The organism is Aquabacterium sp., assembly GCF_036279675.1.
Lineage (GTDB): Bacteria > Pseudomonadota > Gammaproteobacteria > Burkholderiales > Burkholderiaceae_C > Aquabacterium.
In genome coordinates, this window is record NZ_DASUIS010000040.1 from 18,867 (window position 1) to 34,698 (window position 15,832).

Here is a 15,832-nt window from a genome sequence, read left to right on the forward strand (position 1 = left end):
AGCTTGTCACCGTATCTGCTTGATGCTATTGTGTTTTCTGCTGCGTACCGTCTGCAGGTGCTGGCACGTCTATGGGTCGCTTTCCGATCCGGGCGTGTCATCGGTCGACACACCGACCTCATGACGACTTGGGAGACGCCTTGAAAGATCATTTGTTGTCCGCGGGTCCACAAACCCAAAGTAAATTTGCCCTGAATAAGGTTGCGACTGCCGCAGCCTTTTCTGCATTGGCCGCTGCGGCGTCCGTGATGCCCGTTTCTGCCTGGGCGCTGGGCCTGGGTAAATTGAATGTGCAGTCGTCGCTGGGTGAGCCCCTGCGAGCAGAAATCGATGTCACCAGCCTGACGCAGGACGAAGGGGGCTCGCTGCAAGTGCGCGTGGCCACGCCGGAAACCTATCGTGCAGCTGGGGTGGACTACAACCAGGTGCTGACGGCCACGCGTATCGTGTTGCAGCGTCGTACTGACGGGCGCCCTTATCTGCGCATCACCAGCGATCGCTCCGTGCAGGAGCCCTTCGTCGACGTGATCCTGGATCTGTCCTGGTCTTCCGGGCGTCTGGTTCGCGAATACACGCTGTTGTTTGATCCTCCATCCACACGCGCCAACACGCAGACCACCTCGCCTGTGATCGATGCGCCAGCACCTGTGGCCGCGCCTGCGCCGGCTCCCGCTCCGGTTGCTGTGGCTGCACCCGCTCCCGCGCCAGCTGTGGCGTCCGAACCTGCGGTGAAGCCCGCGACGACCACCCGACCTGTGGCTTCAGCCACAGCCAGCGAGCCCTTGAAGGTGCGCAACAAGGGCAAGAAGGCCGCGCCTGCTGCCTCTGAAGCCGCTGCGAGCACGCCTGCTGAAGCCGAAACCGCCGCACCGGCCAAGGTGGTGCCAACCGAGTCGAGCACATCCGCATCGACAGGCTCTTCGCCCAGCACGGTTCGCGTGAAGTCGGGTGACTCCTTGTCTCGCATCGCCAGCCGTACTGCTCAACAAGGTGTGTCGCTGGATCAGATGCTCGTGGGTCTGTATCGCAACAACCCGCAAGCCTTCCTGGGCAACAACATGAACCGACTGAAGTCGGGCGTGGTGTTGAACGTGCCGACTGCGGAGCAAGCCAAGAGTGTTTCCAACGAGGAAGCCCGTCAGATCATCGTGGCGCAAAGCGCTGACTTCGCCGCCTATCGCCAGCATCTGGCCGGTGCCGTGACCGCCACGGCGCCTGAGCAGCCACAGCGTCAGGCCAAGGGCAAGGTCGAGGCCGAGGTCCAGGACAAGAAGCAGACAGAGGCCCCGGCACCTGACAAGCTGACCCTGAGCAAGGGTGGCATGTCTTCGTCGGCCAAGCCTGCCGCTGAAGATCGTCTGGCCAAGAGTCGCGCCAAGCAGGAAGAGGCTGCCCGCGTGGCCGAGTTGTCCAAGAACCTGGATGACCTGCGCAAGCTGAAGGAAAAAGCGGCGGCAGCCTCTGTGCCTGCCAAGGTCGTGCCTCCTGCTCCGGTGGCACCTAGCAAGCCAGCCGTTGTGGTGCCGCCTGCTCCGGTACCCGCACCTGCACCTGCACCTGCACCTGCACCGGTGCCATCCAAGCCCGTTGTGGTGGAGGCCGCATCGACGCCTGCATCGGCGACCGTGGCCGAAGCCGTGGCCAGCGCTGCATCCGAAGCTGCTTCCAGCGCTGCGACCGCTGCGATGGAGCAGGCTTCTGCTGCAGAGGCCGCCGCATCCTCTGCACGCCCAAGCCTGCCTGTCCCGGTGCCGCCGCCCGCGCAGGAGCCCGAGGCGCCTGGCTTCCTGGAGTCGCTCAACCCCATGCTGCTGGCAGCGGGTGGTGCGGCTGTGGCCCTGCTTGCAGGTGCCGCGATGTACTTCCGTTCGCGTCGCCGTGGCGACACGGGCGAGACGTCCTTCCTGGAAAGCCGTCTGCAACCCGATTCCTTCTTCGGTGCATCCGGTGGTCAGCGCGTGGACACCCGCGATGCGACCGGTGGCCCATCGTCCATGAGCTATTCGCTCAGCCAGCTGGATGCCATCGGTGACGTGGATCCCGTGGCCGAGGCCGATGTGTACCTGGCTTACGGCCGTGACCTGCAAGCCGAGGAAATCCTCAAGGAAGCCTTGCGCAGCACGCCGGATCGCCTGGCCGTGCGTACCAAGCTGCTGGAGGTCTATGCCAAGCGCCGTGACACCAAGGGCTACGAGCAACTGGCTGCCCAGCTGTACAACCTGACCGGTGGCCAGGGCGAAGACTGGGCCAAGGCTCAGGAAATGGGCCTGGGCATTGATCCGGAAAATCCGCTGTACCAACCTGGTGGCCAGCCCTCTGCTGCGCCGTTGAGCATCGAGACGCCGAATGACATGCTGGGTGCCAGCACCATTCCGCATTCCGTGATGCCTGCGCCGAGCATGCTGGAGCCCGTCGCTGCGCCGATGGCGCCCGTGGAGCCTGAGCCTGCCGCTGAAGTGCCTGCCGATCTGGTTGATCTGGATCTGGACATCTCCGCACCAGCGCCGCTGGACGAGGTGAATGACTCGGTGTCGCCGCCCACCACGGAAGCCGGTGATCTGCCTCCTCTGGAGTTGCCTGAAGTCGAAACCACGGTGATCGAGCCCAAGACAGCTGCTGCTGACACAGGCCCGATGGACCTGCCCATGATCGACTCGGGCGCGCCTGCTGCACCTGCTGCCGACGCTGGCCTGGACTTCGACCTGGGTGATGTGCCCACCGAAGCTCAAGCACCGGCGCCCGCGCCTGCATCGTTTGATCTGAGCAGCATCAGCCTGGATCTGGATGCACCTGCACCAGCCCCGGCGCCCGAAGCGGCTCCTGAAGACGACTGGCTGACGGCCACTGCTTCTTCGCCTTCTTCGCTGTCGTCGGATCCGATGAACCGCAAGTTCGAGCTGGCTGAAGAGTTCCGTCAGATCGGTGACGTGGACGGTGCCCGCGAGCTCCTGCAGGAAGTGCTGGAGAACTCGCAGGACGATGCCCTGAAGGCCCGTGCACAAGGCATGCTTGACAGCCTGGGCTGATGATCCATGCAAGATGACACTCCGGGGTTGGAGGCGCCTGGCGCCTTCTCCCCGGCAGACCAGAACAGCTCCGAGCTGACAGGGGCGACCCGCCGGGTCGCCCTTGGCGTTTCTTACCTGGGGTGCGCGTACAAGGGTTGGCAAAGCCAGCCAGGTGGCGGCACCGTGCAGGACGCCCTGGAAGCTGCCCTCAGCGAATTCGCCACCAAGCGCATCAAGGTGTTGTGCGCGGGGCGCACGGATGCGGGCGTGCATGGCATCAACCAGGTGGTGCACCTCGACACCGACATTGACCGGGCGCCGTTTTCCTGGGTACGCGGCACCAACACCTACCTGCCCAAGGACATCGCGGTGCAGTGGGCGGCTGAGGTGCCACCGCACTTCCACGCCCGCAACAGTGCGCTCGGGCGTCGCTACACCTATGTGCTGCTGGAGGCGGCTGTGCGCCCCGCGCTGGAAACGGGTCGGGCGGGGTGGGTGTTTCGGCCCCTGGATCTGGACGCCATGCTGGAGGCCGCCCAGCACCTCATCGGCGAGCACGATTTCAGCTCTTTCAGGTCGTCCATGTGTCAGTCGCCCACGCCGGTCAAGGAGTTGCGCGAGATCCGCATCCGCCGCTGCGGGCCACCTCACGCGCCCACGGCTTACTGGCGCTTCGATTTCGAAGGCAAGGCCTTCCTGCATCACATGATCCGCAACATCATGGGTTGCCTCATCATGGTCGGCACGGGTGTGCAGCCGGCATCCTGGGTGCGGGAGGTGCTGCATGCGCGCGACCGCAAGGTGGCGGCGCCGACCTTTTCGCCAGATGGGCTTTATTTTTTCGGGCCACGCTACGACGCGGCCTTCGGCCTGCCCGAGCAGATTCCGGGTCAGGACTGGCTGCCTTCCTGAGCGCGTCCTGGCTGGTCAGACCGGCGTCAAATCCGCGCCAGTGGCACGGCAGGGTGGGGCGCCTGAACAGGTGGCTGGGCGTTTACCCGTATTTTTGAGACAATCCCGCCATTGACACCGACGGGCTGCCAGCCAGCCTTTCTGCCTGGATGTCCCTGTCCCCTGAACACCGAACCCGCATCAAGATTTGCGGACTGACCCGCGAAGCCGATGTGGACGCCGCCGTCGAGGCGGGAGCCGATGCGATCGGTTTTGTGGTTTACGACAAAAGCCCCCGCTATGTGACGGCCGCACGCGCTGGCGAATTGGCACGTCGACTCCCGCCCTACGTCACACCGGTGGTGCTGCTGGTCAATGCCAGCGGCGAACTGCTGGACCAGGCCCTGCAGGCCGTGCCCAACGCCTTGCTCCAGTTCCATGGCGACGAGACGCCCGCCCAGTGCGAGGCGGCTGCGCGCCCCTATGTCCGGGCTGCCCGGATGGCCCCCGGTTTCGATTTGTTAGACTTCGCCCTGTCTTACCCGTCGGCTCAAGCGATGTTAGTGGATGCTCACGTCGAGGGCTACGGTGGGGGAGGCAAGGTATTTGACTGGTCCCTGTTGCCAAAACAGCTGTCCAGACCCATGATCCTCTCGGGTGGTTTGAACCTGGGCAATGTGAAGGATGGGGTCATCAGCTTGCGGCCATGGGCCGTGGATGTGAGTTCTGGTGTGGAAGCAGCCAAGGGCATCAAGGATGCCGCGCTGATGCGCCAGTTCTGTCAGGCCGTGCGGGCGGCCGATCGGCAATGTGCCGAAGCCGCATGAGGGCGGAGCCTTCACCTGAAATGGTGTCGCCCCGCATGGTGAGTTCAATGAGAGTGACATGCTGAAATACGACCAGCCCGATGCCAAGGGCCACTTTGGGCCTTACGGCGGCACCTTTGTCTCCGAGACCCTGATCTACGCCCTGGATGAACTGAAGAACGTCTACGAGCACTATCGCCACGATGCCGACTTCCAGGCCGAGTTCCGCCGTGAGTTGAAGCACTTCGTGGGCCGCCCCAGCCCGATCTACCACGCTGATCGCCTGAGCCGCGAAGTGGGTGGTGCGCAGATCTATTTCAAGCGCGAAGACCTCAACCACACCGGCGCGCACAAGATCAACAACGTGATCGGTCAGGCCCTGCTGGCCAAGCGCATGGGCAAGCCCCGCGTGATCGCCGAGACCGGTGCCGGTCAGCACGGCGTGGCCACGGCCACCATCTGTGCACGTTACGGCCTGGAGTGCGTGGTCTACATGGGTGCCGAAGACGTGAAGCGCCAGTCGCCCAACGTCTACCGCATGCACCTGCTGGGCGCCAAGGTCATCCCTGTCGAGTCCGGCAGCAAGACCCTGAAAGACGCGCTCAACGAAGCCATGCGCGACTGGGTCACCAATGTCGAGAACACCTTCTACATCATCGGTACGGTGGCGGGCCCCAGCCCTTATCCGGCCATGGTGCGTGATTTCCAGAGCGTCATCGGCGAGGAATGCCTGCAGCAGATGCCCGAGATGATCGGCCGTCAGCCTGATGCCGTGATCGCCTGCGTGGGCGGTGGCAGCAATGCCATGGGCATCTTCTATCCCTACATCCCGCACGAAGGCGTGCGCCTGATCGGCGTCGAAGCCGCTGGCGAAGGCTACGAGAGCGGCAAGCACTCGATGTCACTGCAAAAGGGTGTGCCCGGCGTGCTGCATGGCAACCGCACCTACCTGCTGCAGGATGAAAACGGCCAGATCACCGAGACGCACTCGATCTCGGCGGGCCTGGACTACCCCGGCGTGGGCCCCGAGCATGCCTACCTGAAAGACATCGGCCGCGCGGAATACGTGGGCATCACCGACAAGGAAGCGCTGGAAGCCTTCCACCGCATGTGCCGTACCGAAGGCATCATCCCTGCGCTGGAATCCAGCCATGCCGTGGCTTATGGCATGAAGCTGGCCGCCACCATGCGCCCTGATCAGCATGTGCTGGTCAACCTGTCTGGCCGTGGTGACAAGGACATCGGCACCGTGGCCGATCTGAGTGGTGCGGAGTTCTACTGCCGCCCCTCCTGCCGTGGTCAATCCGTGAAGGGTGGTGCAGCATGAGTACCGCTTCTACCGTGATCACGCGTCTGGACAAGACCTTCGCCACGCTGAAGGAGCAAGGCCGCAAGGCGCTGATCCCCTACATCACCTGCGGCGACCCCTTCCCCGAGAAGACGGTCGAGCTGATGCTGGCCATGGCCGAGGCCGGTGCCGATGTGATCGAGTTGGGCGTGCCTTTCTCTGATCCCATGGCCGACGGCCCCGTGATCCAGAAGGCGGCCGAGCGCGCCCTGCTCAAGGGCATCTCGCTGACCCATGTGTTGGCCGATGTGAAGGCCTTCCGCGCGCAGAATGCCGACACACCCGTCGTGCTGATGGGCTATGCCAACCCGATCGAATGTTATGACCTGCACCATGGCGCAGGCAGCTTTGTGCGTGATGCCAAGGCGGCCGGCGTGGATGGCGTGCTGGTGGTGGACTACCCGCCTGAAGAGTGCCAGGAGTTTGCGGCCCGCTTGAAGGCGGCCGATCTGGCTCCGATCTTCTTGCTGGCGCCAACGTCTTCCGAGCAGCGCATGGCCGATGTGGGCCGTGTGGCGGCTGGTTATGTGTATTACGTGTCGCTCAAGGGCGTGACGGGTGCGGGTCACCTGGATACCGCGGCCGTGGCCGACATGGTGCCCCGCATCCGCAAGCATGTAAGCGTGCCGGTGGGTGTGGGTTTTGGTATCCGTGATGCAGAGACTGCCAAGGCGGTGGCTGCTGTGTCGGACGCCGTCGTGATCGGTTCGCGTATCGTCCAGTTGCTGGAAACGCAGACCCCGGACACGGTGGTGGCTGCCGGGCGTGATTTCATCGCTGAAATCCGTGCGGCGCTTGATTCCTTGAAAGGAAACTGAACATGAGTTGGCTCGAAAAGCTGCTGCCCCCGAAGATTCAACCGACCGACCCGTCCGAGCGTCGTTCGGTGCCGGAAGGGCTGTGGGTCAAGTGCCCGTCTTGTGAAACGGTGCTCTACAAGAACGACCTGGAAGCCAATGTGAACGTGTGCCCCAAGTGCGGCCACCATCACCGCATTGGCGCCCGTGCCCGTCTGGACGCGTTCCTGGATGCCGAAGGCCGCTATGAGCTGGGCCAGGAAGTGCTGCCGGTCGACGCACTGAAGTTCCGCGACAACAAGAAGTACCCCGATCGCCTCAAGCAAGGCATGGAGGCCACCGGCGAGACCGATGCGCTGATCGTGATGGGTGGCTCGGTGCACAGCATTCCCGTGGTGGCGGCCTGCTTTGAATTCGACTTCATGGGCGGTTCCATGGGCTCCGTGGTGGGCGAGCGCTTCGTGCGTGGCGTCGAGGCCGCGGTCGACCAGAAGACCCCGTTCATCTCGTTCACGGCCACGGGCGGCGCCCGCATGCAGGAAGGCCTGCTGAGCCTGATGCAGATGGCCAAGACCAACGCCGCCTTGACGCGCCTGGCCAAAGCCAGGCTGCCCTACATCAGCGTGCTGACTGACCCGACCATGGGCGGTGTGTCGGCCTCGTTCGCCTTCATGGGCGATGTGGTGATTGCCGAGCCCAAGGCGCTGATCGGCTTTGCAGGCCCTCGCGTGATCGAGAACACCGTGCGCGAAGTGTTGCCGGAGGGCTTCCAGCGCGCCGAGTTCCTGATGCAGAAGGGTGGTCTGGACATGATCATCGACCGCCGCGAACTGCGCATGGCGATTGCGCGCCAGTTGGCGATCCTGACGCGTCAACCTGCCGATGCAGTGGCTGCCTGATGGTGTGATGTCTCTTTGAGCCAGTTGTCGGTTGGCCCCTGGATTGACCCCAGGCGAGCAAACTGATCCATCTGGTTTCAACATGCGGGCTGCGCTTGGATGCAGCCCGTTTTGTTTTTTGTTCGAGCGATTGCTTTCCCAGTTTGCGCCCCCACGTGGTCGATATCCCCATGAGCCAGTCTTCTGACACCGCCGCCAACTCTCCTCGCACCCTGGATGCCTGGTTGTCGCACTGCGAGCGCCTGCATCCCGTCACCATCGACATGGGCCTGGAGCGGGTGGGGCAGGTCTGGCAGCGCGCAGGCATCACCCTGGGCACGCCCCTGGGACGCGAGGAAGAGGGCCTGGAGGGGCCTGTGGTGTTCACGGTAGCCGGCACCAACGGCAAGGGCTCGACCTGCGCCATGCTCGAAGGCATCCTGCTGAACGCGGGCTTCAAGACGGGCGTGTATGGCTCGCCGCATCTGGTGCATTTTGAAGAGCGCTGTCGCATCATGGGTGAGCCGGTCAAGGCCGCCGATCTGGTGCCACATTTCGAGGCCATTGAAGCCGCCCGGGGCGACACCGCGCTGACGTATTTCGAGTTCACGACCCTGGCCATCCTGCGCCTGCTGGCCACCTCAGGCCTGGATGCGGTCATCCTGGAAGTGGGGCTGGGCGGCCGCTTGGACGCCGTCAACGTCATTGACACCGATTGCGCCGTCATCACCAGCATCGATCTGGACCACATGGACTACCTCGGGCCCGATCGCGAAGCCATTGGCCGCGAGAAGGCCGGCATCATGCGTGCCGGGCGCCCTGCGGTGGTGTCGGATCCACAGCCGCCGCAAAGCGTGGTGGACCATGCCACACAACTGGGCGCCGACCTGTGGTTGTTCGGGCGTGATCACAACTACGCGGGCGATCGCCAGCAATGGTCCTGGGGGGGGCGCAACAAGCGTTTCAATGGCATGGCCTATCCGGCCTTGCGTGGTGCCAATCAGTTGCTCAATGCCTCGGGCGTGCTGGCGGCCCTGGAAGCCATGCGCAACCGCCTGCCGGTATCGGCGCAGGCCGTGCGCACCGGCCTGGCCACAGTCGAATTGCCCGGGCGCTTCCAGATCATCCCGGGGCAGCCCACACTGATTCTGGATGTGGCCCACAACCCGCATGCCGCCGCGACCCTGGCCGTCAACCTGGACCAGATGGGCTTTTTCCCGCGCACGCATGTGGTCTGGGGGGCCATGGCCGACAAGGATGCCGCCGGCATGATCAGCAAGCTGCGCCCGCTGGTGGACGCCTGGTACTGCTGTGATCTGCCCACGGCGCGCGCCGCCACCGCCGAGCAACTCAAGCAGGCGATCGAGGCTGAAATGTCTGCAAAACCTATGGCAACGGCGCCCAAGGCGACCGTGTCGACCCATGCAGATCCCATGGCCGCGCTCAAGGCGGCGCTGGCGGCAGCGGACCCCACGGATAGAATCGTGGTCTTTGGCTCTTTCTATACCGTAGGTGGTGTCTTGCACGACGGCTTGCCCAAGCTGAACGCACCTCACATGCCTGGGGCCTGATCGAGTCACCGCCGTTCATTTCAGCCCACCACCGAGCATGCCGCTGCCTTCGTTTCTCCAGCGCTTTCGCCGAAAGTCCTCGTCGGGCCAGGGTGCGTCCGATGCCGTACCCCTGACGCCGTCTGACGTGGAGGCCACGCGGGCCCGCGCGCGCCGCCGTCTGGTGGGCATGGTGGTGCTGGTGGGCGCAGGTGTGATCGGCTTCCCCTGGTTGTTCGAGACCCAGCCGCGGTCCATGTCGCCAGACGTGCAGATCGTGCAGGGTGCCAGCGAGGCTGGCGGCGACGTGCAGATCAGCGGTGTGGCCGCGCCTCGTTCGCCGCGCAGTGTGGCGGGCAGGGTGGCCGTGTCCAACATCGTCGAGCCTCAGGCCCCGGCCTCCTCGCAAGATGAAGCCGCGCCGGCCGCTGGTCAGCGCCGTTCCGAGCCGGCCGAGCAGGTGGTGGATGAGCCTGCTGCGCCGCGTGAAGCAGCTTCGCGCTCGGAGCCATCCAAGGTGGCGGACAAGCCTGCGTCCAAGCCTCAGGTGAAGGATGGGGCCAAGGACGGCGCGAAGGACAAGGCCAAAGACGCGCCCAAGGTGGTGGCGAAGGACAAGGACACGACCAAGCCAGCCGCTGGCAAGGACGCAGCCAGGACGCCAGCCAAGGATGTGGCAAAGGCACCCGCCAAGTCCGACAAGCCGGCTGACAAGCCTGCCGACAAGGACAAGACCCCGACCCGCTATGTCGTGCAGTTCGGCGCCTTTGCTGATGTGAACACCGCCCACGAAGCCCGCATGAAGGTCGAGCGTCTGGGTCTCAAGACTTACACCCAGCAGGTGGACACACCTGCCGGCAAACGCATTCGTGTCCGCATGGGCCCTTACGCAGACAAGGCCGAGGCCGACAAGGCCATGGCCACGCTGCGCAAGGCTGGCTTGAGTGGCGCCGTGCTGACCTTGTGACCGTGCGAAAGGTGCGCGCAAGGTGGACGGTGTGACCGAGACGGCGGCCTATGCCTGGACCCTGCCTGACCTGGTCCTGCTGGTCGGGCTGGGCCTGTCGATGGTGGTGGGGGCCTGGCGTGGCCTGGTGACGGAGATGCTGTCGCTGGCGGGCTGGGGTGTGTCGTATTTTCTGGCGCAGTGGTTCGGGGCCGAGATGGGCTCGCTGCTGCCGATTGGTCAACCAGGGCAGCGCCTGAACGTGCTGGCCGGGATGATCGTGGTTTTTGTCCTCGCCTGGTTGGGGTGGGCGCTGATATCGTGGGCCATCACGCAGGTGGTGAGGGCCTCGGCCTTGAGCGCGCCTGACCGTGTGCTGGGCGCGGGATTTGGTTTGATGCGCGGCGTGGTCGTGGCGCTGGTGGTCGTGACCCTGGTGGGCATGACACCGGTGGCCAAGTGGCCAAGCTGGCAGGCATCGCGCGGTGTCGCGTGGATGCAGGTGATGTTGAAGGGGCTTCGCCCCGTGTTGCCCGAGCAGGTGATCAAGTTCCTGCCCGAGCAGCCGTCCGATTTTTGAGTTTGATTTGCAAGAGGTGAACCCATGTGCGGCATCGTTGGTGTGATTTCCAAGACGCCCGTCAATCAACTGATCTATGACGCGCTGTTGCTGTTGCAGCACCGTGGTCAGGACGCAGCCGGCATCGTGACGGCAGGCCCTGATGCGCACGGTCGCAAGTTCTTCATGCACAAGGCGCGCGGGATGGTGAAGGACGTTTTCCGAACCCGTGACATGCGTGCCCTGCCGGGTACCGCTGGCCTGGGTCAGGTGCGTTATCCAACCGCAGGCAATGCCTTCAATGAAGAAGAGGCCCAGCCTTTCTACGTGAATGCGCCTTTCGGCCTGGTGCTGGTGCACAACGGTAACCTGACGAACGCCCATGCCCTGCGCAAGGAGCTGTTCGACATCGACCGCCGCCACCTCAACACCGACAGCGACACCGAAGTGCTGCTCAACGTGTTTGCCCACGAGCTGGAGCTGGCTGGCCGTGAACTGCCGCTGACGCCTGCTGCCGTGTTCACCGCCGTGCGTGCCGTGCACAAGCGCATCAAGGGCTCCTATGCCGTGATCTGCCTGATCGCCGGCTATGGTCTGGTGGCCTTCCGTGACCCTTATGGCATCCGACCCATGTGCTATGGCGAGGCCGATCTGCCGGAAGGTCGTGAGGTCATGGTGGCCAGCGAGTCTGTCGCGCTGGAAGGCACCAGCCACCGCTTCGTGCGTGATGTGCAGCCGGGCGAAGCCTTGTTCATCGACCTGGACGGCGTGGTCCACGCCGAGCAGTGCGCCGACAACACCGTGCTCAATCCCTGCATGTTCGAGTTCGTGTACCTGGCCCGTCCCGATTCGGTCATCGATGGCGTGTCGGTCTATCAGGCTCGACTGGAGATGGGGGAGACCCTGGCGCAGCGCGTGATCTCGACCATGCCGCCGTCTGAAATCGACGTGGTCATCCCCATCCCCGAATCCAGCCGTCCTTCGGCGATGCAGCTGGCGCAGAAGCTGGGCAAGCCTTATCGCGAAGGCTTCGTGAAGAACCGCTACGTGGGCCGCACCTTCATCATGCCGGGCCAGGGCGTGCGCAAGAAGTCCGTGCGCCAGAAGCTCAATGCCATCGGCATGGAGTTCAAGGGCCGCAACGTGTTGCTGGTGGATGACTCCATCGTGCGTGGCACCACGTCCAAGGAAATCGTGCAGATGGCCCGCGAAGCCGGCGCCAACAAGGTGTACCTGGCTTCGGCTGCGCCACCCGTGCGCTTCCCCAATGTGTACGGCATCGACATGCCGACCAAGGCCGAACTGGTGGCCCATGGCCGCACGCTGGAAGACATCCGTCAGATCATCGGTGCCGACGCCCTGATCTATCAGGATGTGGACGCGATGAAGAAGGTCGTGGGCAAGCTCAACCCGGCCATCAAGGGTTTTGAGGCTTCCTGCTTCGATGGCATCTACATCACCGGTGACGTGAGTGCCGCTGACTTCGCTGCCATCGAGTCGCAACGCCTGACGCAAAAGGGTGAGGACGATGCGTCCAACTCGCGCCTGGCCTTGCAGAACCGTCCAGACTGATCCTCGTTGATCGACAGAGAAGGCCGAGCCGCTTTGGCGGCCAGGCCGATAGGAGGCCGCATGGCCCAATCTGAATCCAAGAAAAAAACACTGCCTCGCAAGGCACTGCCAGCCGATGCCCGCATCGAGACCCTGGCGGTGCGCGAGGGCCTGCCTGCTTCGCCCTGGGGTGAGAACTCCGAAGCGCTGTTTCTGACCAGCAGCTTCACGCACCCCGATGCAGCGACGGCGGCGGCTCGTTTTGCCAACGAAGAAGAAGCCTTCGTCTACAGCCGCTTCACCAACCCGACCACGATGATGTTCGAGCGCCGCCTGGCTGCGCTCGAAGGCACCGAGGCGGCCATTGGTACCGCCAGCGGCATGAGCGCCATCCTGCTGATGATCATGGGCCTGCTCAAGGCGGGTGACCATGTGATCTGCTCGCGCAGCGTGTTTGGCGCCACCATCGTGCTGTTCGAGCGCGAGTTCGGCAAGTTCGGTGTCGAGACCACCTTTGTGTCTCAGACCGATCTTGGCGAGTGGCGCGCGGCCATCAAGCCCAACACCAAGCTGCTGTTTGCCGAAACACCCAGCAACCCGCTCACGGAGGTGTGCGACATCCAGGCCCTGGCCGATATCGCCCATGCCCATGGCGCCTTGCTGGCCGTGGACAACTGCTTCTGCACGCCAGCCATCCAGCAGCCCGTGAAGATGGGGGCCGACCTCGTCATCCACTCCGGCACCAAGTACCTCGACGGTCAGGGCCGTGTGCTGGCCGGCGCCATCTGCGGCAGCGACAAGCTCATCAACGGTACCTTCATGCCGGTGATGCGTGGTGCGGGCATGAGCCTGTCACCGTTCAACGCCTGGATCGTGCTCAAGGGCCTGGAGACACTGGCCATCCGCATGGCGGCGCAAAGCGCCAACGCCATGAAGCTGGCGCAATGGCTGGAGAAGCAGCCTGCTGTGGACACGGTGTACTACCCGGGCCTGCCCAGCCATCCCCAGCACGAACTGGCGATGAAGCAGCAAAGCGGTTGTGGTGGTGCTGTGGTGTCCTTCACGGTCAAGGCCGGGCAGGGCGCCGATGCGGCCACCTTGCGCAAGGCAGCCTTCCATGTGATCGATCACACGCGCCTGTGTTCCATCACGGCCAACCTGGGCGACACCAAGACCCTCATCACCCATCCGGCCAGCACCTCGCATGGCCGACTCGCCGAAGAGCAGCGCCTGGCTGCCGGCATCACCCAGGGCATGATCCGCATCTCGGTCGGCCTGGAACACATTGACGACCTCACGGCCGATCTGGCCCGTGGTCTTGACAGCCTGCACGTATGACACAAGTTCGCACCCCAGTCCGCACCCGGTTTGCCCCGTCGCCCACCGGCTTCATCCACCTGGGCAACATCCGCTCGGCCCTGTATCCATGGGCTTTTGCGCGCGCCAACCAGGGCGTGTTCATTCTGCGCATTGAAGACACCGATGAGGAGCGCTCTTCGCAGGCTGCCGTGGACGTGATCCTCGAATGCATGCAGTGGCTGGGCCTGAACCACGACGAAGGTCCGTTCTACCAGATGCAGCGCATGGACCGCTACAAGCAGGTCGTGCAGGAGATGCTGGACAAGGGCCTGGTCTATCCCTGCTACATGTCTTCGGCCGAGCTGGACGCCCTGCGAGAACGCCAGATGGCGAACAAGGAAAAGCCTCGCTACGACGGCACCTGGCGCCCCGAGCCCGGCAAGACCCTGCCGCCCGTGCCCGCTGGCGTGAAGCCCGTGCTGCGCTTCAAGAACCCACAAGGCGGTTCGGTGGTGTGGGAAGACAAGGTCAAGGGCCGCATCGAGATCAGCAACGATGAGCTCGATGACCTGGTGATTGCGCGCCCGGCTGCCGAGGGCTCCGACTCCATCGTGGGCACGCCTACCTACAATTTCTGCGTCGTCGTCGATGACATGGACATGGGCATCACGCACGTGATCCGTGGCGACGACCATGTCAACAACACGCCTCGCCAGATCAACATCCTGCGCGCACTCGGCCAGGAGCCACCCGTGTACGCCCACTTGCCCACCGTGCTCAACGAGCAGGGCGAGAAGATGAGCAAGCGCCATGGCGCCAAGGCTGTCACGCAGTATCGTGACGAGGGCTATCTGGCCGATGCCATCGTGAACTACCTGGCGCGCCTGGGCTGGAGCCACGGTGACGATGAGATCTTCTCGCGTGCGCAACTGATCGAGTGGTTCAACCTGGATCACCTGGGCAAGAGCGCCGGCCAGTTCGACGAAGCCAAGCTGCGCTGGGTGGCCCAGCAGCACATGAAGACTGCGGATGACGCCTTGCTGGCCACGCTGGTGCGCGAGCAGTGGGCCAGGCGCGGCACCGCGGTGCCGGCTGAGTTGCAGTCTGGCGACAAGCTGCCAGCCATGTGCGCGTTGTTCAAGGACCGTTGCGCCACCACGGTGGAGCTGGCCGACTGGCTGGGCATGTACGTCGCGCCGGTCGCCGCACCCGCGGAAGAACTGGCGGCGCAAGTGACCGACGCCGTCAAGCCTGCCATCGCTGCCCTGGCCACGCGCCTGGAGACGGTTGCATGGGAGAAGGCCGCCATCAACCAGGCCATCAAGGACACCATCGGCGAGTTTGGCATCAAGATGCCGCAACTGGCCATTCCCGTGCGCCTGCTGGTGTGTGGCCGCGCCCAGACGCCATCCGTGGATGCCGTGCTGGCCTTGTTCGAGCGTGAAACCGTGATCAACCGCCTGCGGGCTTGAGCCGTTTGGCCGAGCCTCGCGCAATCGACGTTAAAAAAAAGCGTCAACTTGCGTAAAACGTAGAAATCGGTATATACTCTCAGTCTCGCTTGAACGACGCTTTGTTCGAAACGACAAAGCAGCCGGGCAACCCGAAGATGCAGATCGCAAGGTCGAATTCACAAGGGGGTATAGCTCAGCTGGGAGAGCGCTTGCATGGCATGCAAGAGGTCAGCGGTTCGATCCCGCTTACCTCCACCAAGCAACCAAAAGTTGCAGCGGTGGTCTGGTTGCAGTGTTGCCGAGTCGAGCGTCGATCAGGTTGTATGAAGGAATTCAGTCCCCTTCGTCTAGAGGCCTAGGACACCACCCTTTCACGGTGACTACAGGGGTTCGAATCCCCTAGGGGACGCCAAGTTTTGACAGCACTTGGCTGATCGCAGGATCAGCGCAGTTGTCAGGTTAGTTAAACCACTGCGGAGTGGTAGTTCAGTTGGTTAGAATACCGGCCTGTCACGCCGGGGGTCGCGGGTTCGAGTCCCGTCCACTCCGCCAAGCTCTTTGAATGGGCCTTGCTGGTGACACAGCAAAGTCCGAAAACGAAACAGTCTCGGTGCCGGTTTGGCGCCCTGCCGTGGTCGAAAGACGCGATGGGGGTCTAGCTCAGCTGGGAGAGCGCTTGCATGGCATGCAAGAGGTCAGCGGTTCGATCCCGCTTACCTCCACCATCACAAGGTGGCGTCAGGTT

At 63.7% G+C, this 15,832-nt stretch carries 12 protein-coding genes and 4 tRNA genes; all 16 read left to right on the top strand.

Going from position 1 to position 15,832, the window contains the following annotated elements; genetic code table 11:
* Positions 1 to 248 precede the first annotated feature (248 nt).
* Positions 249 to 3,026, top strand: coding sequence for a FimV/HubP family polar landmark protein (locus VFW93_RS04385; RefSeq protein WP_329692772.1), 2,778 nt, complete (start codon positions 249 to 251; stop codon positions 3,024 to 3,026).
* Positions 3,027 to 3,032: 6 nt separating this feature from the next.
* The gene (gene truA / locus VFW93_RS04390) at positions 3,033 to 3,920 is read left to right on the top strand and encodes a tRNA pseudouridine(38-40) synthase TruA (RefSeq protein WP_329692773.1); all 888 of its coding nucleotides are present in this window, start codon (positions 3,033 to 3,035) and stop codon (positions 3,918 to 3,920) included.
* 149 nt (positions 3,921 to 4,069) lie between these two features.
* On the top strand, positions 4,070 to 4,726 hold the full coding sequence (locus tag VFW93_RS04395) for a phosphoribosylanthranilate isomerase (protein WP_329692774.1): 657 nt from the start codon (positions 4,070 to 4,072) through the stop codon (positions 4,724 to 4,726).
* Positions 4,727 to 4,784: 58 nt separating this feature from the next.
* The gene (gene trpB, locus VFW93_RS04400) at positions 4,785 to 6,032 is read left to right on the top strand and encodes a tryptophan synthase subunit beta (protein ID WP_329692775.1); all 1,248 of its coding nucleotides are present in this window, start codon (positions 4,785 to 4,787) and stop codon (positions 6,030 to 6,032) included.
* Between the two features lie 17 nt (positions 6,033 to 6,049).
* Entirely contained in the window at positions 6,050 to 6,871 is an 822-nt protein-coding gene (trpA, locus tag VFW93_RS04405) for a tryptophan synthase subunit alpha (protein WP_329692825.1), read from the top strand.
* Between the two features lie 2 nt (positions 6,872 to 6,873).
* Complete coding sequence (gene accD, locus VFW93_RS04410; protein WP_290678636.1) at positions 6,874 to 7,749, top strand: acetyl-CoA carboxylase, carboxyltransferase subunit beta; 876 nt, start codon at positions 6,874 to 6,876, stop codon at positions 7,747 to 7,749.
* Between the two features lie 170 nt (positions 7,750 to 7,919).
* Positions 7,920 to 9,299, top strand: a complete 1,380-nt coding sequence (folC, locus tag VFW93_RS04415) for a bifunctional tetrahydrofolate synthase/dihydrofolate synthase (protein ID WP_329692776.1) — start codon at positions 7,920 to 7,922, stop codon at positions 9,297 to 9,299.
* Positions 9,300 to 9,336: 37 nt separating this feature from the next.
* Positions 9,337 to 10,245 (top strand): SPOR domain-containing protein, encoded by a 909-nt coding sequence (locus tag VFW93_RS04420; protein ID WP_329692777.1) that lies wholly within the window; start codon positions 9,337 to 9,339, stop codon positions 10,243 to 10,245.
* A gap of 31 nt (positions 10,246 to 10,276) precedes the next feature.
* Positions 10,277 to 10,804, top strand: coding sequence for a CvpA family protein (locus tag VFW93_RS04425; protein WP_329692778.1), 528 nt, complete (start codon positions 10,277 to 10,279; stop codon positions 10,802 to 10,804).
* Between the two features lie 24 nt (positions 10,805 to 10,828).
* A complete protein-coding gene (gene purF / locus VFW93_RS04430; protein ID WP_329692779.1) occupies positions 10,829 to 12,355 on the top strand; it encodes an amidophosphoribosyltransferase in 1,527 nt (508 codons plus the stop codon).
* A gap of 60 nt (positions 12,356 to 12,415) precedes the next feature.
* Entirely contained in the window at positions 12,416 to 13,672 is a 1,257-nt protein-coding gene (locus VFW93_RS04435) for an O-succinylhomoserine sulfhydrylase (RefSeq protein ID WP_329692780.1), read from the top strand.
* Positions 13,669 to 15,105 carry a glutamate--tRNA ligase gene (gene gltX, locus VFW93_RS04440; RefSeq protein ID WP_329692781.1) on the top strand — a complete coding sequence of 479 codons (1,437 nt, stop codon included), beginning with the start codon at positions 13,669 to 13,671 and terminating at the stop codon, positions 15,103 to 15,105. Before VFW93_RS04435 ends, gltX begins: the two co-directional genes overlap by 4 nt.
* Before the next feature lie 164 nt (positions 15,106 to 15,269).
* Positions 15,270 to 15,345: transfer RNA gene (locus VFW93_RS04445), tRNA-Ala, on the top strand.
* A 78-nt stretch (positions 15,346 to 15,423) separates the two neighbouring features.
* A tRNA-Glu gene (locus tag VFW93_RS04450) sits at positions 15,424 to 15,499 on the top strand.
* A 63-nt stretch (positions 15,500 to 15,562) separates the two neighbouring features.
* Positions 15,563 to 15,639, top strand: a tRNA-Asp gene (locus VFW93_RS04455).
* Positions 15,640 to 15,736: 97 nt separating this feature from the next.
* Positions 15,737 to 15,812, top strand: a tRNA-Ala gene (locus VFW93_RS04460).
* The last annotated feature ends 20 nt before the right edge of the window (positions 15,813 to 15,832 follow it).